This window comes from Allobosea robiniae (genome assembly GCF_900102525.1).
Classification (GTDB): domain Bacteria; phylum Pseudomonadota; class Alphaproteobacteria; order Rhizobiales; family Beijerinckiaceae; genus Allobosea; species Allobosea robiniae.
This window is the reverse complement of sequence record NZ_FNBZ01000008.1, coordinates 277,972-304,556: the sequence shown is the minus strand read 5'-3', so window position 1 is coordinate 304,556 and position 26,585 is coordinate 277,972. Positions and strand designations below refer to the sequence as shown.

Sequence of the window (26,585 nt, the reverse complement as noted above, 5' to 3'; positions counted from 1 at the left end):
CACCTCCCAGGCGCTGAGGATGCGGGAGACCGTGTGCAGCGTCGTGCCGGTCATCTCGGCGATGTCGCGCCGCGAGATCGGGAAATCGACGCGCAGGCCGGCCTCGACGGGCTTGCCGGCCTGCTCGACCAGCCGCAGCACGGCATGAGCCACGCGCCGCTCGACCTCCTCGGTGGACATCTCGCGGATGCGGGTATGGGCCTCGTCCAGACGCTGGCCGATGGTGCGGATCGCGTTCATCGCCAGATGCGGGTTGTCGGCGACGAAGACGTCCCAGGATTCGGTTGGCCAGCTCGCGACGAGGCTGTCGACCGCCGCTGTCGCGGTGCCCGGATAGTCGCTGCGGCCCAATGCCCGCGTGAAGCCGAACAGGTCGCCGGGATGGACGATGCGCACGATGATCTGCTGGCCGTCGCGCGTGACCTGCGTCACCTTCAGCCGGCCATTCAGCAGAAGGTAGAAGGCCTTGGCTGTCTCGCCCTGCTCGAAGACGGCCTCGCCCTGCGGGACCCGCCGTGCGCTGGCCTGCGCCGTCATGCGGTCGAGCTGGTCGTCGCTCATCGCGGCGAACAGCGGGACGCTGCGCAGCACGCTGCGGTCCATTCCCACGTGACAGCCTTTCCTTCGGACGGGTTCAGGGGCGCCCGCGATGTCCCGATCCGTCGGCGCGCGGCGCCGGATAAGACTGCAATCGATGGCCGCGTTCAAGTGCGGCACGGTGGCCCGCAGGGGAAAGGCGATGCCCATTCGAGAGCGTTGTAAGAAGGGCAATATCCGGGCCACCAGGACCGGATAGGTCGCATTCGGCGGACCTTGTTTGCGTTATGTCAAAGACGGCTGCGAAAGGGCAGCGCAGTGTGGCCCTTGACATGGACAGCACCCGGGAATCCATATTCTCTTTAGTCAATCTCTCAACACGAGCCGGTGCGATATGCGGCCGGCCGAAAGGGGTGGAGATGACGATCGAGACCGCGAAGACGGGCGGCCCGGAGGCCGCGCCCGAGAAGCCGACACGTCGCGCCGAACTCCTCGCCTTCCTGACGCTGGCTGTGCTGATCTGGCCGGTCGTGGCGGTCGGCGTCGTCGGCGGTTACGGCTTCCTCGTCTGGATGTCGCAAATCGTCCTCGGCCCGCCCGGGCCTCCGCGTTGAGGAGGCGGGCATGGGCGAGAATGCCATCGATCTCGGGCGGCGACGTTTCCTGACAGGCCGCTCCGCGCAGCCGCAGCCTCAAGGCGTGCGGCCGCCGTGGTCGCGCGCGGCTTCGGTCGCGGCGGCCTGCACCAGCTGCGGTGCCTGCGTGCCGGCCTGTCCGCAGCACATCATAGCGCAGGATGCCGGAGGCCGGCCGATCCTGAGCTTCGCCGAGAGCGAGTGCAGCTTCTGCGGCGCCTGTGCGGAAGCTTGCCCCGAGCCGGTCTTCGATCGCCTGCTGCCCGCCTTCGAGCACGTTGCGGCGGTCGGCGCCGATTGCTTCGCCGGACGGGGCATCGTCTGCCAGAGCTGCGGCGATGCCTGCCCGGAGAGCGCGATCCGTTTCCGGCCGCGGCTCGGCGGCCCGGCCTTGCCGGAGATCGCGGCCGATCGTTGCAATGGTTGCGGCGCTTGCATCGCCGCCTGTCCGGCACAGGCCATCGCGGTCAGTGCGCATTCGGCGGAGGCCGCCCATGCCTGAGCGTCCGCGCCAGCGCTTCCATCACATTTCGAGCGCCGTCGTCTCGGCCCTGCCGGCCAAGGTCGAGGTCGTGCTCGCCAGCATCGCAGAGCTTCCCGAGACCGAGATCCATCGGGTCGAGAACGGCAAGATCGTCATCGTGCTGGAAGGCTCCAGCACCGGCGTGATCGGCGACCGGCTGGCCGCCATCAGCCTGATCGACGGCGTGCTCTCGGCCAACATGGTGTTCGAGCAGATCGAAGACCTCGAAACCCTCGACGACCCCGGAGTGACCCCATGACCCTGTCCCGTCGCGAGATGCTGAAGGCGCAGGCGGCCGGCGTCGCCGCGCTCGCCGCCAATATGAGCGTGCCCGCCGAGGCCCAGCCGGTTGCGGGCGGCGTCGGCAGCCTGCAGATCAAATGGTCGAAGGCGCCGTGCCGCTTCTGCGGCACCGGCTGCGGCGTCATGGTCGGCGTCAAGGAAGGCAAGGTCATCGCCACCCATGGCGACATGAAGGCCGAGGTCAATCGCGGCCTCAACTGCATCAAGGGCTATTTCCTCTCCAAGATCATGTACGGCAACGACCGGCTGACCCAGCCGCTGCTGCGCAAGAAGAACGGCGTCTACGCCAAGGACGGCGAGTTCACGCCGGTGTCCTGGGAGGAGGCGTTCGACACCATGGCCGCCAAGGCCAAGGAAACGCTCAAGGCGAAGGGGCCGACCGCGCTCGGCATGTTCGGCTCCGGCCAGTGGACGATCTTCGAGGGCTATGCCGCGACCAAGCTGATGCGGGCCGGCTTCCGCTCCAACAATCTCGACCCGAACGCCCGCCACTGCATGGCCTCGGCGGCCTATGCCTTCATGCGCACCTTCGGCATGGACGAGCCGATGGGCTGCTACGACGATTTCGAGCATGCCGACGCCTTCGTGCTCTGGGGCTCGAACATGGCGGAGATGCACCCGATCCTGTGGACGCGGGTGACGGACCGCCGGCTCGGCCAGCCGCATGTCAAGGTTGCGGTGCTCTCGACCTATACCCACCGCAGCTCGGACCTCGCCGACATCCCGATCGTGTTCAAGCCGGGCACGGACCTGGCGATCCTGAATTACATCGCCAACCACATCATCTCGACCGGGCGGGTGAACACCGATTTCGTCGAGAAGCACACCACCTTCGTCAAAGGCGCGACCGAGATCGGCTACGGCCTGCGCCCCGATGATCCGCGCGAGGTCAAGGCACGCAAGGCGGAGGATGTCACGGCGACGACGCCGATCGACTTCGCGGCCTTCGCGGCCTCGGTCAAGGACTACACGCTGGAGAAGGTCTCTGCGCTGACCGGGGTCGAGCCCGGCTTCCTGCAGCAGCTCGCCGAGCTCTATGCCGACCCCAAGCGCAAGGTCATGTCGCTCTGGACCATGGGCTTCAACCAGCATGTGCGCGGCGTCTGGGCCAACCAGATGGTCTACAACCTGCATCTGCTGACGGGGAAGATCTCGGAGCCGGGCAACAGCCCGTTCTCGCTGACCGGCCAGCCCTCGGCCTGCGGCACGGCGCGCGAGGTCGGCACCTTCGCCCATCGGCTGCCGGCCGACATGACGGTGACCAATCCCGAGCATCGCAAGCATGCCGAGGAGATCTGGCGCGTCCCGCACGGGATCATCCCGGAGAAGCCCGGCTACCACGCCGTCGAGCAGGACCGGATGCTCAAGGACGGCAAGCTCAATTTCTACTGGATCCAGGTCAACAACAACCTGCAAGCCTCGCCGAACAGCAGCAACGAGGCCTATCCGGGCTATCGCAACCCCGACAACTTCATCGTCGTCTCCGATGCCTATCCGACGGTGACGGCGATGGCCGCCGACCTGATCCTGCCCGCCGCGATGTGGGTCGAGAAGGAGGGCGCCTACGGCAATGCCGAGCGGCGCACCCATGTCTGGCACCAGCTCGTCAATGCGCCGGGCGAGGCGCGCTCGGACCTCTGGCAATTGATGGAGTTCTCGAAGCGCTTCACCACCGACGAGGTCTGGCCGGCGGAGATCCTCGACGCCAACCCGAACTACAAGGGCAAGACGCTCTTCGACGTGCTCTATCGCAACGGCAATGTCGACAAGTTCGATGTCTCCGAGATCGATCCGGGCTATGAGAACCGGGAGGCGAAGGCCTTCGGCTTCTACGCGCAAAAGGGGCTTTTCGAGGAATATGCCGCCTTCGGCCGCGGTCATGGCCACGATCTCGGGCCCTATGACCTCTACCATCAGGTCCGCGGCCTGCGCTGGCCGGTGGTCGACGGCAAGGAGACGCTCTGGCGCTATCGCGAGGGGCTCGACCCCTATGTGAAGCCGGGCAAGGGCGTCGAGTTCTACGGCAACAAGGACGGCAAGGCCCGGATCATTGCGGTGCCCTACGAGCCGCCGGCGGAATCGCCCGACACCGAATACGATCTCTGGCTCGTCACCGGCCGCGTGCTGGAGCACTGGCATTCCGGCTCGATGACGATGCGGGTGCCGGAACTCTACAAGGCCTTCCCCGGCGCGCGCTGCTTCATGCATCCGGAAGATGCCCGCAAGCGCGGGCTCAACCAGGGCGCCGAGATCCGATTGATCTCGCGCCGCGGCGAGATGCGCACCCGCGTCGAGACGCGCGGGCGCAACCGCATGCCGCCCGGCGTGGTCTTCGTGCCCTGGTTCGATGCCAGCCAGCTCATCAACAAGACGACGCTCGACGCCACCGATCCCATCTCCAAGCAGACGGATTTCAAGAAATGCGCGGTCAAGATCGTTCCGGTCTCGGGCTGATGCGCTCGCGGACCTTGCTCGGGGCGGCCCTCGCGGCCGGCCTCGTCCTCGCCTTCGGTGCCGCCGTCTCGCAGGAGGGCGGTCCGATCAAGATCGTGCCGCGCCTGACCGGCACCGCTGATCCGATGGCGCTCGAACGCGTACCGGCGCTCGGCCGCCCGGTCGTCGACGATGTCCGGCGCATGCGCAACTATCCCGAGCAGCCGCCGGTGATCCCGCATGCGATCGACGGCTACCAGCTCACCCTGAACACCAATCGCTGCATGGACTGCCACAAGCGCGAGTTCACGGAAGGCTCGGGCGCGCCGATGATCAGCGTCACCCATTTCCAGGACCGCGACGGGCAGGTGCTCTCGGACGTGACGCCGCGGCGCTATTTCTGCACGGCCTGCCATGTCCAGCAGACCGATGTCCCGCCCCTGGTCCAGAATCGGTTCCAGGACGCCAAAGACATCGGCCGGAAGCCATAGGCGCGCATCATGGCCAGGCTCAAATCCTTCATTCTCTGGTGCTGGGGCGTCGTCGTCAGCTTCTGGCGCATCATCAGCCGGCCGAGCGCCTATCTGCCGCTCGGCCTGCTGACGCTCGGCGGCTTCGTCGGCGGCGTGCTGTTCTGGGGCGGCTTCAACACGGCGCTGGAGGTCACCAACACCGAGAAGTTCTGCACCTCCTGTCACGAGATGCGCGACAACGTCTATCAGGAGCTGCAGTCGACGGTGCATTTCTCGAATCGATCCGGCGTGCGCGCGACCTGCCCGGACTGCCATGTCCCGCATAACTGGACCGACAAGATCGCCCGCAAGATGCAGGCCTCTAAGGAGGTCTGGGGCAAGATCTTCGGCACGATCTCGACGCGCGAGAAATTCCTCAACATGCGCCTCGAACTCGCCAAGCACGAATGGTCGCGGTTGAAGGCGAACGACTCGCTGGAATGCCGCAACTGCCACTCCTCCGTCGCGATGGACTTCACCAAGCAGACCCGCCGCGCCGCCGAGATCCACAGCCGCTTCCTGACCACCGGCGAGAAGACCTGCATCGACTGCCACAAGGGCATCGCGCATCTGCTGCCGGACATGACGGGAATCGAACCCGGCTGGAAGGACGCGCCCGAGCTGCAGGGCAAGGGCAGCGCCTCCTGGCATGGGCCGGAGCGCGCCGTCCGCACCTATCTCGCGGAGATCGAGACGCGGTGAGATTCCGTTCCGCTGACGACCGCGTGGCGTGCCCTGCGTCAATCTTGCCTAGGGCATTATGTCCGATCTCCAGATCGGCAAATCAGGTATCTGAGATGATTCTTTTATGCGATATCCGTCGCGAAGGCGCGGGGCCGTCGGCGCGCGCCAGTCATGGAGAAGGTGAGCGATGATTGCGGCACTCACTGTCGCGGAGCGGCAGCGCGCCATATCGATCTCGGCGCTTCTGGCGCTGTGCGGGTTTGCCATGGCGATCGCCGGCCGTGACGACCTGTTCGCCGTGCATGGCGCGATCATCCTGCTGTTCGGGCTCGGCTGCATCGGCCTTGTCATGTCGAGCTATTTCGCGCCGGAGCCGTCCGACGAGCGCCTGACGCGCTATTACGACGATCCGACGCGGGTCGGCATCTTGCTCTCGCTCGGCTGGGCCGTGGCCGGCATGTTCTTCGGCGTCTGGGTCGCGGCGCTCCTGGCCTGGCCGGATCTCACCTTCGATGCGGGATGGGCGAGCTTCGGCCGCCTGCGGCCGGTCCATACCTCGGGCGTGATCTTCGGCTTCGGCGGCAATGCGCTGATCGCGACCTCCTTCCACGTCCTGCAGCGGACAACGCGGGCGCGCCTGCCGGACCAGTTCAGCCCCTGGTTCGTGCTGATCGGCTACAACCTGTTCTGCGTGCTGGCGGCCACCGGCTACCTGATGGGCATCACCCAGTCGAAGGAATATGCCGAGCCGGAATGGTATGCCGATATCTGGCTGGTCATCGTCTGGGTCACCTATTTCCTGATCTACATCCGCACGCTGCAGCGGCGGAAGGAGCCGCATATCTACGTCGCCAACTGGTACTACATGGCCTTCATCCTGGTCGTGGCGGTGCTGCACATCGTCAACAACCTGGCGGTGCCGATCTCCTTCGGCGAGGCCAAGAGCTATTCGCTGTTCTCCGGCGTCCAGGATGCGATGACGCAGTGGTGGTACGGCCACAACGCGGTCGCCTTCTTCCTGACCTCCGGCTTCCTCGGGATGATGTACTACTACCTGCCGAAGCGGGCAGGGCGGCCGATCTACTCCTACAGGCTGTCGATCATCAGCTTCTGGGGCATCACCTTCATGTATATGTGGGCGGGCTCGCACCACCTGCACTACACGGCGCTGCCGCAATGGGTGCAGACGCTGGGCATGACCTTCTCGGTCGTCCTGCTGGTGCCGTCCTGGGCCTCGGCCGGCAATGCGCTGGCGACGCTCAACGGCGCCTGGGGCAAGGTGCGCGACGACGCGACGCTGCGCTTCATGATGGTCGCCGCGGTGTTCTACGGGCTCTCGACCTTCGAAGGCTCGTTCATGGCGATCCGGGCGGTCAACTCGCTCTCGCATTATACCGACTGGACGGTCGGCCATGTCCATGCCGGCGCGCTCGGCTGGGTGGCGATGATCACCTTCGGCTCGCTCTACGCGCTGGTGCCGTGGATGTGGAAGGTCGAGCGGATGTATTCGCCCAAGCTGATCGAGGTCCATTTCTGGCTCGCTCTGGCCGGGACCGTCATCTACGTCTTCGCGATGTGGAACTCGGGCATCATCCAGGGCCTGATGTGGCGCACCTATAACGACAGCGGCACGCTGGCCTATTCCTTCATCGACAGCCTGGTCGCGATGCATCCCTATTACATCGCGCGCACCGTCGGCGGGCTGCTGTTCCTGATCGGTGCGATCGTGGCCTCCTACAATGTCTGGATGACGATCCGGATGTCCCGTTCGCAGGCTGCGGCGGGCGCCGGCGACAGCGACCTGCCGGCGCTCCAGGGCGCTGCGCTTCAGGCGGGGGAGTAAGCCGATGCGCGAGTTCTTTCATCGCAAGCTCGAACGCAGCGCGATCGGCTTCGTCCTCGCCATCATCGGCGTCTCCGCGATCGGCGGCTTCGTCGAGATCGCGCCGCTCTTCACCATCGGCGAGACCGTCGAGAAGGCGCCGGACATGCGCGTCTACACGCCGCTCGAACTGGCGGGGCGCAACATCTACATCCGCGAGGGCTGCTATGCCTGCCACAGCCAGATGATCCGGACGCTGCGCGACGAGGTCGAGCGCTACGGACCTTATTCGCTGGCGGTCGAGTCGAAATACGACCATCCGATGCTCTGGGGCTCCAAGCGCACGGGGCCGGATATCGCCCGGCTCGGCGGCAAGTATTCCGATGCCTGGCATGTCGCGCATCTGATCAACCCGCGCGATGTCGTGCCGCAATCGGTGATGCCGAAATACGGCTGGCTGATGCGCAACGAGCTGAAGACCGAGGATCTCGGCCGGCATCTCAAGGCGCAGCGCGCGGTCGGCGTGCCCTATACCGATGCGCAGATCGCCAATGCCGGCACGGATGCCTATGGCCAGGCGAGCCCCGACAGCGCCTATGCGGGCGGCGTCAGCGAGCGCTATGGCGAGGCGACGAACGTGCGCGCCTTCGACGGCGAGCCGGGGCGCCTGACCGAGATGGATGCGGTGGTCGCCTATCTCCAGGTGCTGGGCCGCCTGACCGATGCTGCGCAGAAGCAGACCGCCGCGGCGGAGAAGTGAGACGATGGATGTCGATCACCACACGCTTGTCGGTTTCGCCAAGAGCTGGGGGCTGTTCTACCTCGTGGCCATGGCGATCGGCGTGCTGATCTACGCGCTGTGGCCGTCGAACCGGAAGCGCTTCGATCGGGCCAAGAAGAGCATTTTCGACAAGGACGATAGGCCGGGGGACTGAGCGATGGCAGATGCGAGGCGCGACCCCGCCACGGGGACAATCACGACGGGCCATGAGTGGAACGGCATCGAGGAACTCGACACGCCGATTCCGCGCGTGGTGCTGTTCTTCCTGGCCGTCACGACCCTGTTCTCGATCGGCTACTGGCTGCTGATGCCGGCCTGGCCGCTGGGCGTGACCTATACCAAGGGCTTGCTCGGCATCGACCAGCGCCAGGTCGTGGCCGAGCAGGTGCGCGATGCCGCCACTGAGCGGGCGAGCTGGACCGCAAAGCTCGACAAGGCCTCCTTCGCCGAGATCGCCGCCGATCCTCAGCTGATGCGCCATGTCCGCGATACCGGCCGCACGCTCTTCGAGGATAACTGCGCCGTCTGTCATGGCGTGCAGGGGAAGGGAGGCCCGGGCTTCCCCAATCTCGCCGCCGGCTCCTGGCTCTGGGGCGGCAGCCCGGAGGCGATCGCCGAGACGATCCGCGTCGGCATCAACGGCACGGCGAAGGATACGCGCACCGGGCAGATGATGGCTTTCGGCCGCGACGGCATTCTCCAGCGCGAGCAGGTCCTGGCCGTCGCCTCTTATGTCCGCTCGCTGTCGGGCCAGAAGCTCGACGCGGCCGAGCAGGCGCGCGTGCCGGCGGGCAAGGAGGTCTTCGCGGCGAATTGCGTCGCCTGCCATGGCGAGAACGCCAAGGGCCAGCATGATCTCGGCGCCCCGGACCTCACCGACGCCAACTGGATCTATGGTGGCGACCTGCAATCGGTCGTGAACAGCATCCATGGCGGGCGGCAGGGCCATATGCCGAGCTGGGAAGGCCGGCTCTCGCCGACCGATATCAAGCTGCTGGCGCTCTATGTCGGCACGCTCGGTGAGGCGAAGCGATGAGCGCTTCAGCGGACGGCGAAACACGGCGGCGCGGTGGGCGGAAGGCCTTCTGGCTCGCGCTCGCCGGCGTGCTGGCGGGCGGGCTGATCCTCGCCAACGCCCATCTGGTCTATGTCGCCATAGGCTCGCAGCCGGACTGCGTGCCGCATGCAAAATCGGTGGGCGAGGCGGGCGGGTTCCGCGCCGCGCGCCCGTCCTGCTGAGGGAGGAGAAGCACATGGCTGCGATCGGGAACGGCCAGGAGATGCCGCTGCCACTCTCCGCCCAGCGACGGCGCAACCTGCCGGCGGGCGCGGCTCTGTCCTGGCTCGGCGCGGGCTGGCGCGATCTCTGGCGCAATCCGGGGCCGAGCCTGCTCTACGGGCTCGCGGTCTTCGCGGTCTCCGCCGTGATCGTCTGGGGGCTGTTCCGGCTCGGGCTCGACTACATCCTGTTCCCGGCGCTGGCGGGCTTCATGGTGATGGGGCCGCTCTTGGCGATCGGGCTCTACCAGAAGAGCCGCGCGATCGAGCAGGGCGAGCCGGTCAGCCTGTCCCGGATGATCTTCGTCAAGGCGGCCTCGGGCGGGCAGGTCTGGTACACGGGCGCGATCCTCTCGCTGCTGATGCTGGTCTGGATGCGGGCGGCCGTGATCATCTACGCGCTGTTCTTCGGGCTCAGGCCATTCCCCGGCCTCCACGAGGTCGCGGCGATGCTGTTCGGCACGCCGATCGGCTGGGCGATGCTGCTCGTCGGCACCGTGGTCGGCGGGCTGTTCGCGGCCTTCTCCTTCGCGATCAGCGCCTTCGCGATCCCGATGCTGCTGGACGAGCGGGTCGATGCCTTCACCGCGATGGGCACCAGCATCTCGATGGTCTGGCGCAACCTGCCGGTGATGATCGCCTGGGGAGCCATCGTGCTCGCCCTGTTCCTTGTCTCGGTCGCGACCGGGCTTCTCGGCCTGATCGTGGTCTTCCCGCTGCTCGGTCACGCGACCTGGCACAGCTACCGGGCGCTCAGGTGAGCTGCTGCGCGCCGCCGCTGGCTCTGGACGGCGCGTCCGACCCGTCGGCGGCGCGGCAGGAAATCCGCCTCGCCAGTCGCGATCTCGGCAATGGCCTGCGCCAGAGCGACCTCTCGGTGCCCGGCCTGCATTGTGCCGCCTGCATCCGAGCGGTCGAGACCGGCCTTGCCCGGCTGCCGGGCGTGGCGCAGGTCAGGGTCAATCTCTCGACCCGTCGCGCAGCGGTGCAATGGCGGGGCGAGGAGGCGCCGGAGCTGCTGACGGCGCTGGCCGGGCTCGGCTATCCCGGCCATCTCTTCGAGAGCGACGCGGAGGGCACGGACCCCGAGCGCGACCGGCTGATCCGGGCGCTGGCGGTCGCCGGCTTCTGCGCCATGAACATCATGCTGCTCTCGGTCTCGGTCTGGTCGGGGGCGGAGCCCGAGACGCGGCAGGCCTTCCACTGGATTTCGGGCGCGCTGGCCTTGCCCTGTCTGCTCTATTCCGGCCGCATCTTCTTCGCCTCGGCCTGGGCGGTGCTGCGGCGCGGCCGCACCAACATGGACGTGCCGATCTCGATCGGCATCTGTCTCGCCTTTGCTCTCAGCCTCTACGACACGATCCATGACGGGCCGCATGCCTATTTCGACGCGGCGACCTCGCTGATCTTCTTCCTGCTGATCGGCCGCACGCTCGACCACCTGATGCATGAGAAGGCGCGCGCTGCCGTGCGCGGGCTGATGCGGCTGGCGCCGCGCGGCGCGACCGTGCTCGATACCGATGGCGGGCGGAGCTATCTGCCGCTGGCCGAGGTGGCGCCGGGCATGCGGATCGCGCTCACGGCCGGCGAGCGCGTCCCCGTCGACGGCATCGTGGAGGAGGGCGCTTCCGAGCTCGATTGCGCCATCGCCACTGGCGAGAGCGCTCCGCAATCCGTGTCGTCGGGCATGGCGGTGCAAGCCGGGACGCTTAATCTCTCGGGGCCACTGACGATCCTCGCCACGGCCAAAGCCGAGAGCTCCTTCTTGGCCGAGATGGTCCGGTTGATGGAGGCCGCGGAAGGTGGCCGCGCCCGCTATCGCCGCATCGCCGACCGGGCGGCGGCGCTCTATTCGCCGGTGGTCCATGCGACCGCGCTGATCGCCTTTCTCGGCTGGATGATGGCGACCGGCGACTGGCATCGCGCGATCACCATCGCGATCGCCGTGCTGATCATCACCTGCCCCTGCGCGCTGGGGCTGGCCGTGCCGATCGTCCAGGTCGTGGCCTCGCGACGCCTGTTCGAGGCCGGGATCATGGTCAAGGACGGCTCGGCGATCGAGCGCATCGCCGAGATCGACACGGTCGCCTTCGACAAGACGGGCACGCTGACCTTCGGCCGGCCGCAACTGGTCGATCCCGCATCGATTCCCGCTGTCGATCTGGCCATCGCGGCGGCGATCGCCCGGCGTTCGAGCCACCCACTCTCCCGCGCGATCGCGGCTGCAGCGCCGGAAGCAGGCTTGGCGCTGACGGACATCCGGGAGCATCCCGGCTTCGGCGTCGAGGCCGAGCTGGAAGGGCATTGCTATCGCCTCGGGCGGGCGGAATGGGCCCTTGCGGAAGCGGGCGGTCAGCCGGAAAGCGGGACGATGCTGAGCCGCGACGGCGCGCTCGTCGCCCGCTTCGCCTTTGCCGAGACTTTGCGCCCGCAGGCGCGGGCCGCTGTCGATGCCTTGCGGGCCGATGGCCTTTCCATCGTGCTGTTGTCCGGCGACAGACCTGTAGCGGTGCAGCCGATCGCCGGCAGGCTTGGCATCGACGCTGTCTCAGCCGGTCTGCTGCCGGCTGGAAAGGTTGAGCGTCTCGCCGCACTGGCTGCCGAGGATCGCAAGGTGCTGATGGTCGGTGACGGCCTCAACGATGCGCCGGCACTGGCTGCGGCGCATGCCTCGATGGCGCCGGCTTCGGCCGCCGATATCGGTCGCAACGCCGCGGATTTCGTCTTCCTGCATGACGGGCTCGATGCGGTTCCCACGGCGATTGCCGTCGCGCGGGCGGCGGGGCGGCTGATCAGGCAGAATTTCGCCCTGGCGATCCTCTACAACGCGCTGGCCCTGCCAGTTGCCATCGCGGGTTACGTGACGCCGCTGATCGCGGCGCTCGCCATGTCGCTGTCCTCGATCCTCGTCGTGGCCAATGCCTTGCGCCTCGATGCGGGCAAGGCGCAGGTTCGTGCCGGGACCGATACGCGGCAGGCCGGAAAGCTTGCCCCGGCCTGCGAACCCGGCGAATGAGCAGCCTGGTCTTCCTTGTTCCGTTGGCACTGGTGCTCGGCGGGGCGGCGCTCGCCGCCTTCCTGTGGTCGCTGCGTAGCGGCCAGTATGACGATCTCGACGGCGCCGCCGAGCGGATCCTGCTCGATGAGGACGAAGGCGCTCTGGATGCGGCCGGCCCTTCGGTGCAGAAGGAGCCGGAACGATCGACGCGCCGGAGCGACATGTCATGACCACCGGTGAAGCCTCGCCCGAACCTCCCTTCGTCCGGGATGCGGACGGCTCCTTCGTGCTCGATGCTGCGCGCTTGGCGAAGCGCTTCGGCTGGTCGGCGGAGGAATTGCGAGACCTGATGCGCCGCGGGCTGGTGACGAGCCGGGTCGAGCGCGGCGAGGCGGAGGACGAGGGGCGCTGGCGCCTCTCGGTCCGCTGCGGCAACCGCTGCTGGCAAGCCGTCGTCCAGCCCGATGGCACGGTTGCGGACGAGCAGCTTGATTTCGTTCCGCCGCAGGGCCGCCGCGAGCGGCGCTGACTGAAAGCCTGCGACCCGGCTTATGCCCGGCGCGCGGGTCGGCTGACCGGAGCCTTGCTATACATTTCAGGCCGCGATCCCGATAATGACCGCTCAGCAGGGTGAATCGCATCGGCAGTCGCCGGTCTTCGCTGTCCTCCTGCGCTTTCTCGACGAGGGAACGATGCGTCTTCTCCACCTTGCCCCGGCCACGGCCCTCCTTGCGGCACTCGGCGGTTGCGTCTCCAGCGAGCCGGTCGCTTATTCGGAACCCCCCGTGGTGCAAAGCATGACCTTCCAGCCGCAGCAGCGCAGCTATCTCGATGCCGGCCCGGCTCCGGCACGCCTGAGCGGGCCCGGCAATACGCGCGATAGCCAGACGGGCTTCGCCGGACGTTCCGACAGCTTCGGCGGCGGCGTGCTGCCCTCGTTCTGAGGCGGCGGGCGAGCCAAGCTCCACCGCGATCAGCCTGCCTCCTGCTTCGACGGCTCAGGGCGAGCCGATCGAGAGCAGGGTGCCCGCCATCTCCCTGATCATCGCGAGAGCTTCGGCCTGGGGCCCGTCCTGCGTGCCCGCGCGGGAGATCGCGTAGGCCGGCATGATGAAATGAGGCGCGTCCTCGACGAGATGCAGCGTTCCGGCCGCGAGATGCGGGGCGATGATGCGTGCAGGAAAATAGCCGGAGCCGCCATGCTCCAGGATATGCTGCAGCCCCAGCCAGCCGACATTGGCGCTGAGCAGCGCGCCGCCGAAATCGGGGAAGCTCGCGCTGTGGCGCGCCTGGAATTCCGAGCCCCAGTCGACGAGGACATAGCCGGACTGCGGCTCGGGCGCGGATTGCGCATCCGTCGCAATCATGACCAGGCGGTCGTCGAATAGATGCTCGACCTTCAGGCCCGGGCGGCTCTGCGGTGTGTACATCACGCCGATATCGAGGCGCCCCTCGATCAGCCCGTGCATCAGCTCCGGCTCGAGCGCACTCTCAATCCGGATCGACACGTCGGGCCGGGCCCGCTGCATCGACGGTAGCCAGCGCAGCAGAAACTCCTCCCAAAGGCCGATCCGGCCGCCGACTGCCAGCGTTCCGGCCGCGCCCTCGGGCAGCCCGATATCGTGATGCGCCTGCACCACCGTCTGGACCAGCGTCGCGGCATGACGCTGGAAGCGGTGCCCGGCCGCCGTCAAGGTCGTTCCGGCCTTGTTGCGGACGAACAGCCGGCAGCGCAATTGCTCCTCCAGCACGTTGATCCGCGTGCTCACCGTCGACTGGCTGACATGGAGCCGGTCCGCCGCGCCGCTGAAATTGCCGGCCGAGACCACCGTCAGAAAGGTTCGTGCCAGTTCCGTATCCATATCGGCCGTCTTTTAAATCTATAAATCCGATACGTAAGTTTATAATTATTCGTTTGTCAAAATCATCCGCCTGCATGAGCCTGCGATTCAAGCAGATCGCAGAGATCGCAGGGGAAAAGCGTTGGAGCGGCATCTGGCCTGGGATGGCGATATCGCCGCCCGCATCATCTCGGAATGGAAATCCCGCGAGGGCGCCTTGCTGCCGATCCTGCACGCGCTGCAGGAGGAGTTCGGCTATATCCATCCGGCAGCGACGGCCCTCGTGGCGGATGCGCTGAATATCGGGCGCGCCGAAATCCATGGCGTCATCACCTTCTATCCGGATTTCCGGCAGGCACCGCCTGCGGCCCATAGCCTGAAGCTGTGCCGGGCCGAGGCCTGCCAGTCCCAAGGCGCGGACAGGCTGGCACGACAGGCCCAGGATGCGCTGGGCATCGGCTTCGGCGGCACCAGCGCGGACGGCAAGGTCCAGCTCGATGCGGTCTATTGCCTGGGACTCTGCTCTGTCGCCCCATCCGCGATGCTCGACGGCCGGATCGTCGGACGGCTCGACGACGGCAAGCTCGCCTCGCTGCTGACGGAGGCCGGGCAATGACGCCGCGGTTCTTCATCCCCTGCGACGCGGCGGCCATTGCGGTCGATGCCGATCGCGTGGCGGAGGCCTTGCAGGTGGCGGCGGGTGCGCGCGGGGTCGCCATCGACATCGTCCGCACCGGCTCGCGCGGGCTGCACTGGCTGGAGCCGCTGGTCGAATACGCCACCCGCGACGGCCGCATCGGCTATGGTCCGGTCTCTCCGGGCGATGCCGCCGGCGTGCTCGATGCTGCCCTGGCCGGCACGAGCCATCCGCTGTGCCATGGCCTGACGGAGGCGCTGCCCTTCTTCGCGAAGCAGACCCGGCTGACCTTCGCGCGCTGCGGCATCGTCGATCCCCGTTCCCTGGAGGACTATATCGCCCATGGCGGCTATCGCGGGCTGGCCGCTGCGCTCGATGCCGGCCCGGCGGCGACCGTCGCGGCCGTCACGGAGTCCGGCCTGCGCGGACGCGGCGGCGCCGGCTTTCCGACCGGAATCAAATGGGACACTGTCGCCAAGGCGCAGGGCGATCGGAAATACATCGTCTGCAACGCCGACGAAGGCGATAGCGGCACCTTCGCCGACCGCATGATCATGGAAGGGGATCCCTTCGTCCTGATCGAGGGCATGACGATCGCGGCCATCGCCGTCGGCGCGACCTATGGCTATATTTATGTCCGCTCGGAATATCCGCACGCGATCGCCGCGCTGGAGCATGCGCTGGGCGAGGCGCGCCGGAAGGGCATGCTGGGCGCGGCGATCGCGGGCTCGTCCCATGGCTTCGACATGGAGGTCCGGGTCGGCGCCGGTGCCTATGTTTGCGGCGAGGAGACCGCTCTTCTCGACAGTTTGGAGGGGCGCCGCGGCGTCGTTCGGGCCAAGCCGCCGCTGCCGGCGCATAAGGGGCTCTTCGGCTACCCCACCGTCATCAACAACGTGCTCTCGCTCGCAAGCGTGCCGATCATCCTCGACAAGGGCGCGGCGTTCTATCGCGATTTCGGCATGGGTCGCTCGCGCGGCACGATGCCGATCCAGCTCGCCGGCAATATCCGCCATCCCGGATTGTTCGAGGTCGGCTTCGGCATCACGCTCGGCGAACTCGTCGACGAGATCGGCGGCGGCACGGCCAGCGGCCGGCAGGTGCGCGCGGTCCAGGTCGGCGGGCCACTCGGAGCCTATTTCCCGCGAGAGCTGTTCGACACGCCGTTCGACTACGAGGCCTTCGCGGCGCGCGACGGCCTGATCGGCCATGGCGGCATCGTCGTCTTCGACGACAGCGTCGACATGGCCCGGCAGGCGCGTTTCGCGATGGAGTTCTGCGCGGTCGAATCCTGCGGGAAATGCACGCCCTGCCGTGTCGGTTCGACCCGTGGCGTCGAGGTGATCGACCGCGTCATCGCCGGCGAGCAGCGCGCCGCCAACCTGGCGGTGCTCGAAGACCTCTGCCACACCATGAAGCTCGGTTCGCTCTGCGCGCTCGGCGGGTTCACGCCCTATCCGGTGATGAGCGCGCTCACCCATTTTCCGGAAGATTTCGGCGTCACGCCGCCCAGCCGCCAGGCGGCGGAGTGAAGGAGGTCGCCATGCAGCTCGTCCAGGAAACCGACTATGGCACGCCGGCTTCCAAGGCGAGCGCCATGGTCACCCTCACCATCGACGGCCGCAGCGCGACGGTGCCGGCCGGCACCTCGATCATGCGCGCGGCGATGGAGATCGGCACCGAGATTCCCAAGCTCTGCGCCACCGACATGCTCGACGCCTTCGGCTCCTGCCGGCTCTGCCTGATCGAGATCGAGGGCCGCAACGGCACGCCGGCCTCCTGCACGACGCCGGTCGCCGAGGGGCTGGTGGTGCATACGCGTTCGGAACGGCTCGACCGTTTGCGCAAGGGCATCATGGAGCTTTATGTCTCCGACCATCCGGTCGCGGCGCTCGACCCGGCCGGTGAGGGCGATATCGAACTGCTCGACAAGGCCGCCGAGGTCGGGTTGACGGAAGTTCGCTACGGCTTCGACGGCGCCCGCCACCGCGATACCGGGCTCGACGAATCCAATCCCTATTTCAGCTACGACCCCGCCAAATGCATCGTCTGCTCGCGCTGCGTGCGGGCCTGCGAGGATGTACAGGGCACCTTCGCGCTGACCATTACCGGCCGCGGCTTCGAATCCGTGATGGCGGCGGGCACCGACCAGTCCTTCCTGGAGTCGGACTGCGTCTCCTGCGGTGCCTGCGTACAGGCCTGCCCGACAGGCTCGCTGATCGAGAAGGCGGTCATCGCCAAGGGCAAGCCGGAATGGTCGACGGTCACGACCTGCGCCTATTGCGGCGTCGGCTGCTCGTTCAAGGCCGAGATGCGCGGCGACGAGGTCGTCCGCATGATCCCCTACAAGGACGGCAAGGCCAATCACGGCCACTCTTGCGTCAAGGGTCGCTTCGCCTGGGGCTATGCCAATCACAAGGAGCGCATCCTCAACCCGATGATCCGGGAGAAGATCACCGACCCCTGGCGCGAGGTGTCCTGGGAGGAGGCGATCGCCCATACGGCGAGCGAGTTCAAGCGCATCCAGGCCAAATACGGCACGGGCTCGATCGGCGGCCTGACCTCGTCGCGCTGCACTGATGAGGAGACCTTCCTCGTCCAGAAGCTGGTGCGCGCCGGCTTCGGCAACAACAATGTCGATACCTGCGCCCGCGTCTGCCATTCGCCGACCGGTTACGGCCTGAGCACCACCTTCGGCACCTCGGCCGGCACGCAGGATTTCGATTCCGTCGAGCAGACCGACGTGATGCTCCTGATGGGCGCCAACCCGACCGATGCGCATCCCGTCTTCGGCTCGCGGATGAAGCAGCGCCTGCGCGAGGGCGCCAAGCTCATCGTCATCGATCCGCGCCGGATCGAGCTGGTGCGTGCGCCCCATGTCGAGGCGGCCTATCACCTGCCGGTGCTGCCCGGCACCAATGTCGCGATCCTGACGGCGCTCGCCCATGTCGTCGTCACCGAAGGGCTGGTCGACGAGGCCTTCGTGCGCGAGCGCTGCGAATGGGATGCCTTCCAGGACTGGGCCGCCTTCGTCGCCGAGGAGCGCAACAGCCCAGAGGCCTTGTCGAAGGTCACCGGCGTCGCGGCCGCCGATATCCGCGGCGCGGCGCGCCTGTTCGCCACCGGCGGCAACGGCGCGATCTATTACGGGCTCGGCGTCACCGAGCACAGCCAGGGCTCGACCGCGGTCATGGCGATCGCCAATCTCGCGATGGCCACCGGCAATATCGGCCGGCCCGGCGTCGGCGTGAACCCGATGCGCGGGCAGAACAACGTCCAGGGCTCCTGCGACATGGGCTCCTTCCCGCACGAGTTCTCGGGCTATCGCCATGTCTCGAACGATGCGGTGCGCGGCCTGTTCGAGGATGCGTGGGGCACCTGGCTCGACAAGGAGCCGGGCCTGCGCATCAACAACATGCTCGACGCGGCCCTGGATGGCTCCTTCATGGGGCTCTACGTCCAGGGCGAGGACATCATGCAGTCCGACCCCGACACGCGCCATGTCGCAGCGGGCCTGTCGGCGATGGAATGCGTCGTCATGCAGGACCTGTTCCTGAACGAGACGGCGAACTACGCCCATGTCTTCCTGCCCGGCAGCACCTTCCTGGAGAAGGACGGCACCTTCATCAATGCCGAGCGGCGCATCCAGCTCGTGCGCAAGGTGATGGAGCCGAAATCCGGTCTGGCCGACTGGGAGATCACCGCCGCGCTCAGCAATGCGCTGGGCTACCCGATGCATTACGACCATCCCTCCGAGATCATGGATGAGATCGCGCGATTGACACCGACCTTCGCCGGCGTCTCCTTCGAGCGTCTTGCCGAGCTCGGCTCGATCCAGTGGCCCTGCAACGAGCAGGCGCCGACCGGCACGCCGGTGATGCACATCGACAAATTCGTGCGTGGCAAGGGCCATTTCGTCATCACCGAGTATCTCGCGACCGACGAGCGCGTCGGCCCGCGCTACCCGCTGCTGCTGACGACCGGGCGCATCCTCTCGCAATACAATGTCGGCGCCCAGACGCGGCGCACCGACAATGTCGTCTGGCACAAGGAAGACCTGCTCGAGATCCATCCGCATGACGCGGAGGAGCGCGGCATCGCCGACGGCTCCTGGGTCAGGCTGGCTAGCCGCTCCGGCGAGACCGCCTTGCGGGCGCTGGTGACCGAGCGCGTCGCGCCCGGCGTCGTCTATACGACCTTCCACCACCCGGACACGCAGGCCAACGTCGTCACCACCGATTATTCGGACTGGGCGACCAACTGCCCGGAATACAAATGCACGGCCGTGCAGGTCTCGCCTTCCAATGGACGCTCGGACTGGCAGGAGCGCTATTCCGCCTTCGCCGACAACAGCCGGCGGATCATGCCGCCGGCGGCGGAGTGAGCGCGATGCAGCTCGACCGGCTCATCCACATGGCCAACCAGATCGGCAGCTTCTTCGCGAGCCAGCCCCGGGCCGAAGTGGCCGAGGCGGTTGCGACCCATCTCCGGAAATTCTGGGACCCACGCATGCGCAGCGCCATCTGCGCGCATTTCGACGACGGCGGCAGCGGGCTCGACCCGCTGGTTCGCGATGCCGTCGCGCTGATCGCCACTGAGCGGACGAAAACCGGCTGAAACTCGCCAAAGCGCGAAGCCGAAAACAGGGCAACGACCCGGCTGGAGGAGGAAACGCATGACGACGATCGACCGACGAAACGAATACGCCAAATCGATGATCCCCTTCCTGGATCGCGAGCGAACCATCGCCAAGCCCGGTTACAGCCGCTGGCTGGTGCCGCCGGCTGCACTCTGCGTCCATCTGTGCATCGGCCAGGCCTATGCCTTCAGCGTCTTCAACCTGCCGATGACGCGCCTGATCGGCGTCTCGCAATCGGCCCCGGACGACTGGAAGCTGACCGAGCTCGGCTGGATCTTCTCGATTGCGATGGTGTTCCTCGGGGTGTCGGCCGCCGTCTTCGGGCGCTGGGTCGAGGAGGGCGGGCCGCGCAAGGCGATGTTCACCGCTGCGATCTGCTGGGCGAGCGGCTTCCTCATCTCGGCGCTCGGCGTGAAGCTGCACAATCTCTGGCTGATCTATCTCGGCTACGGCGTGATCGGTGGCTGCGCGCTCGGCATCGGCTATATCTCGCCGGTCTCGACATTGATGAAGTGGTTTCCCGATCGGCCCGGCATGGCCACGGGTATGGCGATCATGGGCTTCGGCGGCGGCGCACTGATCGCCTCGCCGCTCTCGGTCTGGCTGATGAGCAAGTTCCAGACGGCGACCGATGTCGGCGTGCTCTGGAGCTTCATCACGCTGGGCTGCGTCTATTTCCTGTTCATGATGTTCGGTGCGCTGACCGTCCGCGTGCCGGCGCCGGGCTGGAAGCCGGAAGGCTATGTGCCGCCGGCGACGGCGAGCAAGCTGATCACCAAGAACGACGTCTTCGTCTACCAGGCGATCAAGACCCCGCAATTCTGGCTGATCTGGACCGTCCTCTTCGTCAACACGACGGCAGGTATCGGCGTGCTCGGGCAGGCCTCGGCGATGAGCCAGGAGATGTTCCCCGGCCGGATCACCCCGGTCGCGGCTGCAGGTCTCGTCGGGCTGATGAGCCTGTTCAACATGGGCGGGCGCTTCAGCTGGGCCTCGCTCTCCGACTATATCGGGCGCAAGAACACCTATTTCTGCTACATGGTGCTGGGCTTCATCCTCTACATCGCGGTGCCCTATGCCGGTGGCAGCGGCAATGTCGTGCTGTTCGTCATCTGCTTCCTGATCATCGTCAGCATGTATGGCGGCGGCTTCTCGACCGTACCGGCCTATCTGCGCGACATGTTCGGCACCCGCTATGTCGGTGCCATCCACGGCATCCTGCTGACGGCATGGTCGGCGGCGGGCATCGCCGGGCCGGTGCTGATCAACTACATCCGCGAATACAATCTCGCGCATGGCGTGCCCAAGGCGCAGGCTTACAACGTTACCATGTACATCATGGCGGGACTGCTCGTGATCGGCTTCATCGCCAATCTCTGCGTCAGGGCGGTCGACAAGCGCCATCACATGGTGAGCGAGGCCGAGCCGTCACGTGGTCTCGATCTGCCGGGCGGTGCCCAGGCCGCGCCCGCACAGGCGTGAGGAGCGGGCCATGCCGATCATAGCACCTCAGGAGCCGTCATTGCGGCTCCTGCTGCTGGCCTGGCTTCGCTATTGGCTCCGGCACGCCATGGCATCGCTTCAGCCGCAGCACAGCGCCACCGGCATCGCTGCCCTGGTTGCAGGTAGCGGCCACCCATCGGGCTTCTAAGGCGTTTTCTGGATATCCTGAATCCGGAAAACGATCCAAGCCATTGTTCTTGCTGCATTTCATTCTACGAAGCCAACGTCTGCTTCGCTCGAAAATGTTCCGAGGAGATCATCATGCAGAGTAACGATAGCGCTCCGACCAGCACCCTTCGCCTCGTCGTGGCCTGGAGCATCGCGGGCATTCCGCTGCTGGGCGGCGTAGCCCAGACGCTGGTCAACGCGATGAAGCTCTTTCAGTAATCCCAACGGTCGGAGCTGCACATCGTCGCTGCTCCGGCCAAGAACCAAAGCATCGGACTGAATGCCGTATTCAGTCCGATGCTCCAGGCTTTTGATTTGGCATCGGCATTCTCCGAAAACCGCGCTCCACCTTTTGGGCCGATGCTCTCGGCGCTACTCCGGCAGCCGAAGCCCGGCCAGGAAGGTCGCGACGGTCAAAGTCTTGGTCGGCTGAGCCCGGCATTGGCGTTCGACGGCATCCAGCACTTCGCCATCCCCATATCGCGACAATCGCGATGGAGAGCCGTGGCGCAGGGCGTCGATCACCCAGCGGCCGATCAGGCCGTGCATTTCAGCATCCGCGGCTTCGCGCTTCATCCAGGCTTCGCAGGTAATGTAGTCCTGCAGGAATTCGCCCTGGCGCAGCACCTCGCTCGTTGCTGCTGCCGGGCAGGCCAGAATCCAAAGAGCCGCCACCGTCGCCAGACGCACCATCCCCCACCCCTTCCGCTCTCCCCAACACTGCTTCCGACCTTCGTGTGTCGCCGGCTCCGGACCGACAGGCTTCCTTGCTTCGCGCGCTGCCACCTGACGCGCGCGACGGGGAGCCTCGATGCCTGACGATACGACCTGGGACGGGAGCAGTAGATCAGCGAGCATAGCAAGCTTCGCTTGCGCTGCAACAGCCGACACCTTCCACGGACGTTGTTACAGGTCGCTCCGGCTTTATCTCGCGTTTGCAATATAGTCTCGACCGTACCGGCAACGAGTATTCAAAATCAGCTTCGACAAGCTTGCCGCGCACGGGCAAGGCCGGCCTTGCAGATCCATGCTCGAAAGGCCGAAGCCACAACGGCGCTGCGACCGCGCGATCAACCGCACATGGCGGGCTTCGCGCCTTGCGTGCGGAATGCGGTGGAAAGATCGGGCCATCGGCGCAAGCGTCGGCTTCCGGTTTAACCGCGGTTAACCGCCACGGCTGAATATCATCGGATTGGACACCGCTACCACGGGGGGGAGATGGCCAAGGCCCGCGACAACGCCATCACCCGCCGCCCGCTCCGGCGCGTGCAGCCTATGATTGCAGTTGTTGCCGCGGCGCTCGCCTTCGCAGGTTGCGCGGCCCTGGCCCAGACACGCCCCGAGGAGCCGGTCAAACTGCAGATCATCGGCGGGCTCGCCGGCATCACCCAATACACCAAGATCGAGCAACCCTTCTGGCAATCGGAGATCAATGCGCTGTCGAAGGGGCGCATCACCGCGACGATCCGGCCGCTCGATGCGGGGAGCTTGCGCAATCAGGAGATGCTCCAGCTCCTGCGGCTCGGTGTGGTCTCGTTCGGCACGGCCCAGCTGAGTGCCGTCGCGGGCGACGAGCCGGAGCTGAGTGCCGTCGACCTGCCCCTGTTGAACCCCGATGTCGCGACGCTGCGCCGGACCGTCGCTGCGTTCCGGGAGCATCTGCGCAGCCTGCTGCGTGAGCGCTACGAGATCGAGCTCCTCGGCATCTATGCCTATCCGGCGCAGGTCCTGTTCTGCACCCGGTCCTTCAAGGGGCTCGACGATCTCGCCGGGCGGAAGGTGCGGACTTCCTCCGTCGGGCAATCCGAGCTGATGGCGTCGATGGGCGCCGTGCCGGTGATCCTGCCCTTTGCCGAAATCGTGGCGGCTCTGCGCGACGGGGTCGTCGATTGTGCGATCACCGGCACGTTGAGCGGCTACGAGATCGGCCTGCCGCGCGTCGCCGTGGCGGTGCACGCCCTCGCGCTCAATTGGGGCGTCTCGATCTTCGGCGCGAACGCAACTTATTTCGATGGTCTGCCCGCGGATGCGCGCGACACCATCCGGCAAGGCGTGGGGCAGCTCGAGCAGCGGATCTGGTCCCAGGCGGAAGCCGATACGCAACGCGGCCTCGCCTGCAATGCCGGGACGGAAATCTGCTCCGGCAAGCCCGGGCGGCCGATGACCGTCGTGCCGGCCCTGCCAGCGGACGCGACGCGCCGGCGCCTCCTTGCCGAGGTCGTCCTGCCGCGCTGGTTCGAGCGTTGCGGGGAGGACTGCGTCGTGGCCTGGAACACCTATCTCAAGCCGCTTCACGCCATCGAGCCTCGGACGCCGTGAACTCGCCGCCCCTCGACGAGGACCAATGATCAAGCGCCTTAAACTCATGGTGGTAGCGGGGGCGGCCGTCATCCTGACGGTGGCTGCGATCGGCGCCTCCAATCTGGTTCGCCAGAGGGAGGTGACCGCCTGGCGGGCTGCCGAGCAATCGCTGGAAGGCCAGGCCGTTGCCGCCGAGAATGCGCTCGACCGGCAACTCCTGCAGGTCGATGGCGCGCTGGCGAGCTTTGCAACCCTGTTCGATGTCGCTCAGATCGGCCCCGGCCAAAGGGAGCCCGCCAGCCGCCTGCTTCGGGGCCTCAATTTCCAGACGATGGCGTTTCGCGACCTGCTGCTCGTCGGGCCCGATGGCAGCATCATTGCTTCCGCCAGGTCGAGCGGCGCACGCCATAGCCTGCCGCTGGATGTCGCCATGGTCTCGCGCGCGCCGACGAATCTGATTGGCCCGATTCGAAACGCCGTCACCGGGGACTGGTCGCTTTACGTCGCACGCCGGATTCCCGCGTGGCACGGCGTCGTCCCGGTTGCCGAGGTGCCCCTGCACACGATGATGAAACTCCTGGCGGAGGCCGGTGTCGGCTCCGACACGCGGATTTCGCTCGAACGCGCCGACGGCCAGATCGTCGCGATGCTGCCGCATGACGAATTGCTGATCGGCAAGCCCCGCGTTCCCGCCTTGCCCACGCGATTGGCGAAGGGCAAGGCTTTCCTGATCGGCGAGAGGGGCAGCGAAACCGCGACCCTGAACGTGGTCAGAGGCTCGCTCTATGGCGATATCCGGCTCGTCTTGAGCGTGAAGAGCACCGAGGCTCTCGCGGATTGGCGCCAGGATCGCGACCGGACGATCACGGCGGCCGTCATCGGGGCGCTGCTTCTGTCGGCCTTTGCCGGAGCGATCCTGCTGGCCATCCACCAGCGCGAACGGGCGGATGCCGAGCGCGGGCGGGCGGCAGTCCTCCTCGACAACGCGATCGAGGCCATGTCCGACGGCTTCGTGATGTGGGACGAGGGCGACCGGCTGGTGACGTGCAACCAGCGCTATCGCGACCTCTATGCGCTGAGCGCGCCCTTCATGACCGCCGGTGCGCATTTCGAGGATATCATCCGCAAAGGGGTCGAGCTCGGCCAATATCCCCAGGCGACCGGCGAGATCGAGGAATTCGTCAGGGATGTCGCGACCTGGCATCGCCAGGGCAGTGGCTCGATCGAGCGCCTGCTGCCGGACGGGCGCTGGCTGCTCATCACGGAAAGGCGGATGAGGAATGGCGGGACGGTCGGCATCCGCACCGATATCACGGCACTCAGGGGGGCGCTCGCGGAGCTGGCTGCCGCCAACACGCGGGCCAACGAGGCGGCCGAAGAGGCGCGGCAGCAGAACGCGGCTCTCGTCGAGCAGGAACATCGCATCCGCTTCCTGGCCCATCATGACGACCTGACGAGCCTGCAGAACCGCTTCGCCTTCCGCAGCCAGATCACGAAGTCGCTGCTGCGGAAGGAGGGCGGTTCCGCGGTGGCGGCCCTGCTGTTCCTCGACCTCGATCGCTTCAAGGACGTCAACGATACGCTCGGGCATCCCGTCGGCGACCTGCTGCTCCTCTCGGTCGCGGAGCGCCTGAAGACCTGCGTACGGGATACCGAATGCGTCGCGCGCCTGGGTGGAGACGAGTTCGCGGTTCTCAGCCTCGATCCGGGGCAACCGCAGCAGGCCGTGGCGCTCGCGACCCGCATCATCGAGGTTCTCAGCGAGCCTTATGTCCTCAAGGATCGGACGATTTCCATCTCGGCGAGCGTCGGCATCGCCATTGCCGAGAGCTCGGGGTTCGATGCGGATCTGCTCCTGAAACAGGCCGACCTCGCGCTTTACCAGGCCAAGGCCCGGGGACGCGGGGTCTGCTGCGTGTTCACGGCGGAAATGGACGAGCAGTTGCGCGCCCGTCTCGCCCTGGAAATGGATCTGCGCCAGGCTGTCGAGGAGCGGCAGTTCGAGCTGTCCTACCAGCCGATCTTCGATCTGAAATCCAGCAAGCTCTGCGGCTTCGAGGCGTTGCTGCGCTGGCACCACCCGGAACGGGGACTGGTCGGGCCGGCGGAGTTCGTGCCGCTGGCGGAGGAGACGCGACTGATCGTCGATCTCGGAGAATGGGTCCTTCGCCAGGCCTGCATGGACGCGGTCCAGTTGCCGGGCGATCTTCGCATCGCCGTCAACCTGTCGCCGGTGCAATTGATCTTCGGCGATGCGGTGGCGACCGTCCGCGATATCCTCGCCGAGACGGGGCTCGACCCGAGGCGGCTCGAACTCGAGATCACCGAGACTGCGCTGCTCGCCAATGACAATCGCAACCTCGGAACGCTGAGGAGTCTCAAGGAACTCGGCGTCCGAATCGTGCTCGACGATTTCGGCACGGGCTATTCGAGCCTGAGCCACCTGCGGCTCTTCCCACTGGACAAGGTGAAGATCGACCGTTCCTTCGTGCGCGACATGACCGCCCATTCCGACAGCGCGGCCATCGTCGCGGCCGTCGCGGCGCTGGCGGCCGAACTCGGCATGACCACCACGGCAGAGGGCATCGAGACGCAAGATCAGCTCGATGCGGTCGACCGGGCGGGCTGCACGGAAGCGCAAGGGTATCTGCTGGGGAAACCGCAGCCGATCCTGAAAGCCGTTCATACGACCCTGTTCAGGCGCTCGCCGCGCAACCGCAACCAGGGCAGCCGCGCACGCGACACCTCCGATACGCCGTAGTCCGCTTGAGGCGGCGCTATGGGAGCTTCCTCGCCGGCCTGAGCGGCCCGGCCGGCGGGTGCGATGCCGACGGGAATGATCCCGGATATTCAGGATGGCAGGGGAATGGAGCGGGTACCGGGAATCGAACCCGGGTATTCAGCTTGGAAGGCTGCTGCTCTACCATTGAGCTACACCCGCATCGGGCGCCAAATTCCCCATCGGACCCGTCGGTGTCAAGGGGCGCGGC

The 26,585-nt window shown here is 66.6% G+C and carries 28 protein-coding genes and 1 tRNA gene; 25 read left to right on the top strand and 4 right to left on the bottom strand.

Annotated features, from left to right (window positions below):
* On the bottom strand, positions 1-609 hold a 609-nt coding region (locus BLQ70_RS22205), incomplete at its 3' end, for a cyclic nucleotide-binding domain-containing protein (protein ID WP_091861476.1).
* A gap of 347 nt (positions 610-956) precedes the next feature.
* Here BLQ70_RS22205 and napE point away from each other — a divergent pair.
* From napE to BLQ70_RS25745, 16 genes are all read left to right on the top strand, one after another.
* Positions 957-1,151 (top strand): periplasmic nitrate reductase, NapE protein, encoded by a 195-nt coding sequence (gene napE, locus BLQ70_RS22200; protein WP_061967144.1) that lies wholly within the window; start codon positions 957-959, stop codon positions 1,149-1,151.
* A gap of 10 nt (positions 1,152-1,161) precedes the next feature.
* Positions 1,162-1,674 carry a ferredoxin-type protein NapF gene (gene napF, locus BLQ70_RS22195; RefSeq protein WP_091861418.1) on the top strand — a complete coding sequence of 171 codons (513 nt, stop codon included), beginning with the start codon at positions 1,162-1,164 and terminating at the stop codon, positions 1,672-1,674.
* Complete coding sequence (locus tag BLQ70_RS22190; RefSeq protein WP_091861415.1) at positions 1,667-1,954, top strand: chaperone NapD; 288 nt, start codon at positions 1,667-1,669, stop codon at positions 1,952-1,954. The genes napF and BLQ70_RS22190 overlap by 8 nt, the downstream gene beginning before the upstream one ends.
* The gene (gene napA, locus BLQ70_RS22185; RefSeq protein ID WP_061967149.1) at positions 1,951-4,452 is read left to right on the top strand and encodes a periplasmic nitrate reductase subunit alpha; all 2,502 of its coding nucleotides are present in this window, start codon (positions 1,951-1,953) and stop codon (positions 4,450-4,452) included. Before BLQ70_RS22190 ends, napA begins: the two co-directional genes overlap by 4 nt.
* Positions 4,419-4,922: a nitrate reductase cytochrome c-type subunit gene (locus BLQ70_RS22180; RefSeq protein WP_091861412.1), complete on the top strand. Its 504-nt coding sequence runs from the start codon at positions 4,419-4,421 to the stop codon at positions 4,920-4,922. Before napA ends, BLQ70_RS22180 begins: the two co-directional genes overlap by 34 nt.
* A 9-nt stretch (positions 4,923-4,931) precedes the next feature.
* Positions 4,932-5,645, top strand: a complete 714-nt coding sequence (locus tag BLQ70_RS22175) for a NapC/NirT family cytochrome c (protein ID WP_061967153.1) — start codon at positions 4,932-4,934, stop codon at positions 5,643-5,645.
* 169 nt (positions 5,646-5,814) lie between these two features.
* A complete protein-coding gene (gene ccoN, locus BLQ70_RS22170; protein ID WP_091861409.1) occupies positions 5,815-7,470 on the top strand; it encodes a cytochrome-c oxidase, cbb3-type subunit I in 1,656 nt (551 codons plus the stop codon).
* A 4-nt stretch (positions 7,471-7,474) separates the two neighbouring features.
* Positions 7,475-8,209: a cytochrome-c oxidase, cbb3-type subunit II gene (gene ccoO / locus BLQ70_RS22165; protein WP_091861406.1), complete on the top strand. Its 735-nt coding sequence runs from the start codon at positions 7,475-7,477 to the stop codon at positions 8,207-8,209.
* A 4-nt stretch (positions 8,210-8,213) separates the two neighbouring features.
* A complete protein-coding gene (locus BLQ70_RS22160) occupies positions 8,214-8,384 on the top strand; it encodes a cbb3-type cytochrome c oxidase subunit 3 (RefSeq protein WP_061967157.1) in 171 nt (56 codons plus the stop codon).
* 3 nt (positions 8,385-8,387) lie between these two features.
* Complete coding sequence (gene ccoP, locus BLQ70_RS22155; RefSeq protein WP_091861403.1) at positions 8,388-9,266, top strand: cytochrome-c oxidase, cbb3-type subunit III; 879 nt, start codon at positions 8,388-8,390, stop codon at positions 9,264-9,266.
* Complete coding sequence (locus BLQ70_RS22150) at positions 9,263-9,469, top strand: hypothetical protein (protein ID WP_091861400.1); 207 nt, start codon at positions 9,263-9,265, stop codon at positions 9,467-9,469. Before ccoP ends, BLQ70_RS22150 begins: the two co-directional genes overlap by 4 nt.
* A 14-nt stretch (positions 9,470-9,483) precedes the next feature.
* Complete coding sequence (locus tag BLQ70_RS22145) at positions 9,484-10,269, top strand: DUF2189 domain-containing protein (protein WP_210184337.1); 786 nt, start codon at positions 9,484-9,486, stop codon at positions 10,267-10,269.
* Positions 10,266-12,524 carry a heavy metal translocating P-type ATPase gene (locus tag BLQ70_RS22140; protein ID WP_091861398.1) on the top strand — a complete coding sequence of 753 codons (2,259 nt, stop codon included), beginning with the start codon at positions 10,266-10,268 and terminating at the stop codon, positions 12,522-12,524. Before BLQ70_RS22145 ends, BLQ70_RS22140 begins: the two co-directional genes overlap by 4 nt.
* Positions 12,521-12,736, top strand: coding sequence for a cbb3-type cytochrome oxidase assembly protein CcoS (gene ccoS / locus BLQ70_RS22135; RefSeq protein ID WP_061967166.1), 216 nt, complete (start codon positions 12,521-12,523; stop codon positions 12,734-12,736). The genes BLQ70_RS22140 and ccoS overlap by 4 nt, the downstream gene beginning before the upstream one ends.
* On the top strand, positions 12,733-13,035 hold the full coding sequence (locus BLQ70_RS22130; protein ID WP_091861396.1) for a DUF6522 family protein: 303 nt from the start codon (positions 12,733-12,735) through the stop codon (positions 13,033-13,035). The genes ccoS and BLQ70_RS22130 overlap by 4 nt, the downstream gene beginning before the upstream one ends.
* Positions 13,036-13,198: 163 nt before the next feature.
* Positions 13,199-13,450 carry a hypothetical protein gene (locus BLQ70_RS25745; RefSeq protein WP_162260089.1) on the top strand — a complete coding sequence of 84 codons (252 nt, stop codon included), beginning with the start codon at positions 13,199-13,201 and terminating at the stop codon, positions 13,448-13,450.
* 54 nt (positions 13,451-13,504) lie between these two features.
* Here BLQ70_RS25745 and BLQ70_RS22120 read toward each other — a convergent pair whose 3' ends face one another.
* Complete coding sequence (locus BLQ70_RS22120) at positions 13,505-14,368, bottom strand: LysR family transcriptional regulator (protein WP_061967170.1); 864 nt, start codon at positions 14,366-14,368, stop codon at positions 13,505-13,507.
* 121 nt (positions 14,369-14,489) lie between these two features.
* On the opposite strand from BLQ70_RS22120, the gene BLQ70_RS22115 reads away from it, so the two are divergent.
* The 7 genes from BLQ70_RS22115 to BLQ70_RS26160 all read left to right on the top strand — a co-directional run bounded on the left by BLQ70_RS22115 (position 14,490) and on the right by BLQ70_RS26160 (position 21,513).
* Positions 14,490-14,963 (top strand): formate dehydrogenase subunit gamma, encoded by a 474-nt coding sequence (locus BLQ70_RS22115; protein ID WP_091861393.1) that lies wholly within the window; start codon positions 14,490-14,492, stop codon positions 14,961-14,963.
* A complete protein-coding gene (locus BLQ70_RS22110) occupies positions 14,960-16,516 on the top strand; it encodes a formate dehydrogenase beta subunit (protein WP_091861390.1) in 1,557 nt (518 codons plus the stop codon). Before BLQ70_RS22115 ends, BLQ70_RS22110 begins: the two co-directional genes overlap by 4 nt.
* A gap of 11 nt (positions 16,517-16,527) precedes the next feature.
* Positions 16,528-19,368, top strand: a complete 2,841-nt coding sequence (gene fdhF / locus BLQ70_RS22105) for a formate dehydrogenase subunit alpha (protein WP_091861471.1) — start codon at positions 16,528-16,530, stop codon at positions 19,366-19,368.
* Positions 19,369-19,373: 5 nt separating this feature from the next.
* Positions 19,374-19,601 carry a formate dehydrogenase subunit delta gene (locus BLQ70_RS22100; protein WP_061967178.1) on the top strand — a complete coding sequence of 76 codons (228 nt, stop codon included), beginning with the start codon at positions 19,374-19,376 and terminating at the stop codon, positions 19,599-19,601.
* A 58-nt stretch (positions 19,602-19,659) separates the two neighbouring features.
* Entirely contained in the window at positions 19,660-21,105 is a 1,446-nt protein-coding gene (locus tag BLQ70_RS22095) for an L-lactate MFS transporter (protein ID WP_091861387.1), read from the top strand.
* Positions 21,106-21,115: 10 nt separating this feature from the next.
* The gene (locus BLQ70_RS25740; protein ID WP_170843496.1) at positions 21,116-21,274 is read left to right on the top strand and encodes a hypothetical protein; all 159 of its coding nucleotides are present in this window, start codon (positions 21,116-21,118) and stop codon (positions 21,272-21,274) included.
* Between the two features lie 113 nt (positions 21,275-21,387).
* Positions 21,388-21,513 carry an MFS transporter small subunit gene (locus tag BLQ70_RS26160; RefSeq protein WP_274532868.1) on the top strand — a complete coding sequence of 42 codons (126 nt, stop codon included), beginning with the start codon at positions 21,388-21,390 and terminating at the stop codon, positions 21,511-21,513.
* Between the two features lie 153 nt (positions 21,514-21,666).
* Here BLQ70_RS26160 and BLQ70_RS22090 read toward each other — a convergent pair whose 3' ends face one another.
* On the bottom strand, positions 21,667-21,987 hold the full coding sequence (locus tag BLQ70_RS22090; protein ID WP_091861384.1) for a hypothetical protein: 321 nt from the start codon (positions 21,985-21,987) through the stop codon (positions 21,667-21,669).
* A 525-nt stretch (positions 21,988-22,512) separates the two neighbouring features.
* Here BLQ70_RS22090 and BLQ70_RS22085 point away from each other — a divergent pair.
* Together BLQ70_RS22085 and BLQ70_RS22080 are read left to right on the top strand one after the other, a co-directional pair.
* Positions 22,513-23,613, top strand: a complete 1,101-nt coding sequence (locus BLQ70_RS22085) for a TRAP transporter substrate-binding protein (RefSeq protein WP_091861381.1) — start codon at positions 22,513-22,515, stop codon at positions 23,611-23,613.
* Positions 23,614-23,638: 25 nt separating this feature from the next.
* The gene (locus BLQ70_RS22080; RefSeq protein ID WP_091861378.1) at positions 23,639-26,356 is read left to right on the top strand and encodes a bifunctional diguanylate cyclase/phosphodiesterase; all 2,718 of its coding nucleotides are present in this window, start codon (positions 23,639-23,641) and stop codon (positions 26,354-26,356) included.
* Between the two features lie 106 nt (positions 26,357-26,462).
* Here the strand turns inward: BLQ70_RS22080 and BLQ70_RS22075 are convergent.
* Positions 26,463-26,536: transfer RNA gene (locus BLQ70_RS22075), tRNA-Gly, on the bottom strand.
* Positions 26,537-26,585 lie beyond the last annotated feature (49 nt).

What these genes read in the sequence shown, in the direction of transcription:
- BLQ70_RS22160 (WP_061967157.1), top strand. Translation starts at nt 8,214, where the DNA reads ATGGATGTCGATCACCACACGCTTGTCGGTTTCGCCAAGAGCTGGGGG.
- napA (WP_061967149.1), top strand. Translation starts at nt 1,951, where the DNA reads ATGACCCTGTCCCGTCGCGAGATGCTGAAGGCGCAGGCGGCCGGCGTC.
- BLQ70_RS22090 (WP_091861384.1), bottom strand. Translation starts at nt 21,987, where the DNA reads ATGGTGCGTCTGGCGACGGTGGCGGCTCTTTGGATTCTGGCCTGCCCG.
- BLQ70_RS26160 (WP_274532868.1), top strand. Translation starts at nt 21,388, where the DNA reads ATGCAGAGTAACGATAGCGCTCCGACCAGCACCCTTCGCCTCGTCGTG.
- napE (WP_061967144.1), top strand. Translation starts at nt 957, where the DNA reads ATGACGATCGAGACCGCGAAGACGGGCGGCCCGGAGGCCGCGCCCGAG.
- BLQ70_RS22130 (WP_091861396.1), top strand. Translation starts at nt 12,733, where the DNA reads ATGACCACCGGTGAAGCCTCGCCCGAACCTCCCTTCGTCCGGGATGCG.
- BLQ70_RS22100 (WP_061967178.1), top strand. Translation starts at nt 19,374, where the DNA reads ATGCAGCTCGACCGGCTCATCCACATGGCCAACCAGATCGGCAGCTTC.
- BLQ70_RS22150 (WP_091861400.1), top strand. Translation starts at nt 9,263, where the DNA reads ATGAGCGCTTCAGCGGACGGCGAAACACGGCGGCGCGGTGGGCGGAAG.
- napF (WP_091861418.1), top strand. Translation starts at nt 1,162, where the DNA reads ATGGGCGAGAATGCCATCGATCTCGGGCGGCGACGTTTCCTGACAGGC.
- BLQ70_RS22085 (WP_091861381.1), top strand. Translation starts at nt 22,513, where the DNA reads ATGGCCAAGGCCCGCGACAACGCCATCACCCGCCGCCCGCTCCGGCGC.
- ccoP (WP_091861403.1), top strand. Translation starts at nt 8,388, where the DNA reads ATGGCAGATGCGAGGCGCGACCCCGCCACGGGGACAATCACGACGGGC.
- BLQ70_RS22095 (WP_091861387.1), top strand. Translation starts at nt 19,660, where the DNA reads ATGACGACGATCGACCGACGAAACGAATACGCCAAATCGATGATCCCC.
- BLQ70_RS22145 (WP_210184337.1), top strand. Translation starts at nt 9,484, where the DNA reads ATGGCTGCGATCGGGAACGGCCAGGAGATGCCGCTGCCACTCTCCGCC.
- ccoO (WP_091861406.1), top strand. Translation starts at nt 7,475, where the DNA reads ATGCGCGAGTTCTTTCATCGCAAGCTCGAACGCAGCGCGATCGGCTTC.
- BLQ70_RS22110 (WP_091861390.1), top strand. Translation starts at nt 14,960, where the DNA reads ATGACGCCGCGGTTCTTCATCCCCTGCGACGCGGCGGCCATTGCGGTC.
- ccoN (WP_091861409.1), top strand. Translation starts at nt 5,815, where the DNA reads ATGATTGCGGCACTCACTGTCGCGGAGCGGCAGCGCGCCATATCGATC.
- BLQ70_RS22180 (WP_091861412.1), top strand. Translation starts at nt 4,419, where the DNA reads ATGCGCGGTCAAGATCGTTCCGGTCTCGGGCTGATGCGCTCGCGGACC.
- BLQ70_RS25740 (WP_170843496.1), top strand. Translation starts at nt 21,116, where the DNA reads ATGCCGATCATAGCACCTCAGGAGCCGTCATTGCGGCTCCTGCTGCTG.
- BLQ70_RS22080 (WP_091861378.1), top strand. Translation starts at nt 23,639, where the DNA reads ATGATCAAGCGCCTTAAACTCATGGTGGTAGCGGGGGCGGCCGTCATC.
- ccoS (WP_061967166.1), top strand. Translation starts at nt 12,521, where the DNA reads ATGAGCAGCCTGGTCTTCCTTGTTCCGTTGGCACTGGTGCTCGGCGGG.
- BLQ70_RS22190 (WP_091861415.1), top strand. Translation starts at nt 1,667, where the DNA reads ATGCCTGAGCGTCCGCGCCAGCGCTTCCATCACATTTCGAGCGCCGTC.
- BLQ70_RS22120 (WP_061967170.1), bottom strand. Translation starts at nt 14,368, where the DNA reads ATGGATACGGAACTGGCACGAACCTTTCTGACGGTGGTCTCGGCCGGC.
- BLQ70_RS25745 (WP_162260089.1), top strand. Translation starts at nt 13,199, where the DNA reads ATGCGTCTTCTCCACCTTGCCCCGGCCACGGCCCTCCTTGCGGCACTC.
- fdhF (WP_091861471.1), top strand. Translation starts at nt 16,528, where the DNA reads ATGCAGCTCGTCCAGGAAACCGACTATGGCACGCCGGCTTCCAAGGCG.
- BLQ70_RS22175 (WP_061967153.1), top strand. Translation starts at nt 4,932, where the DNA reads ATGGCCAGGCTCAAATCCTTCATTCTCTGGTGCTGGGGCGTCGTCGTC.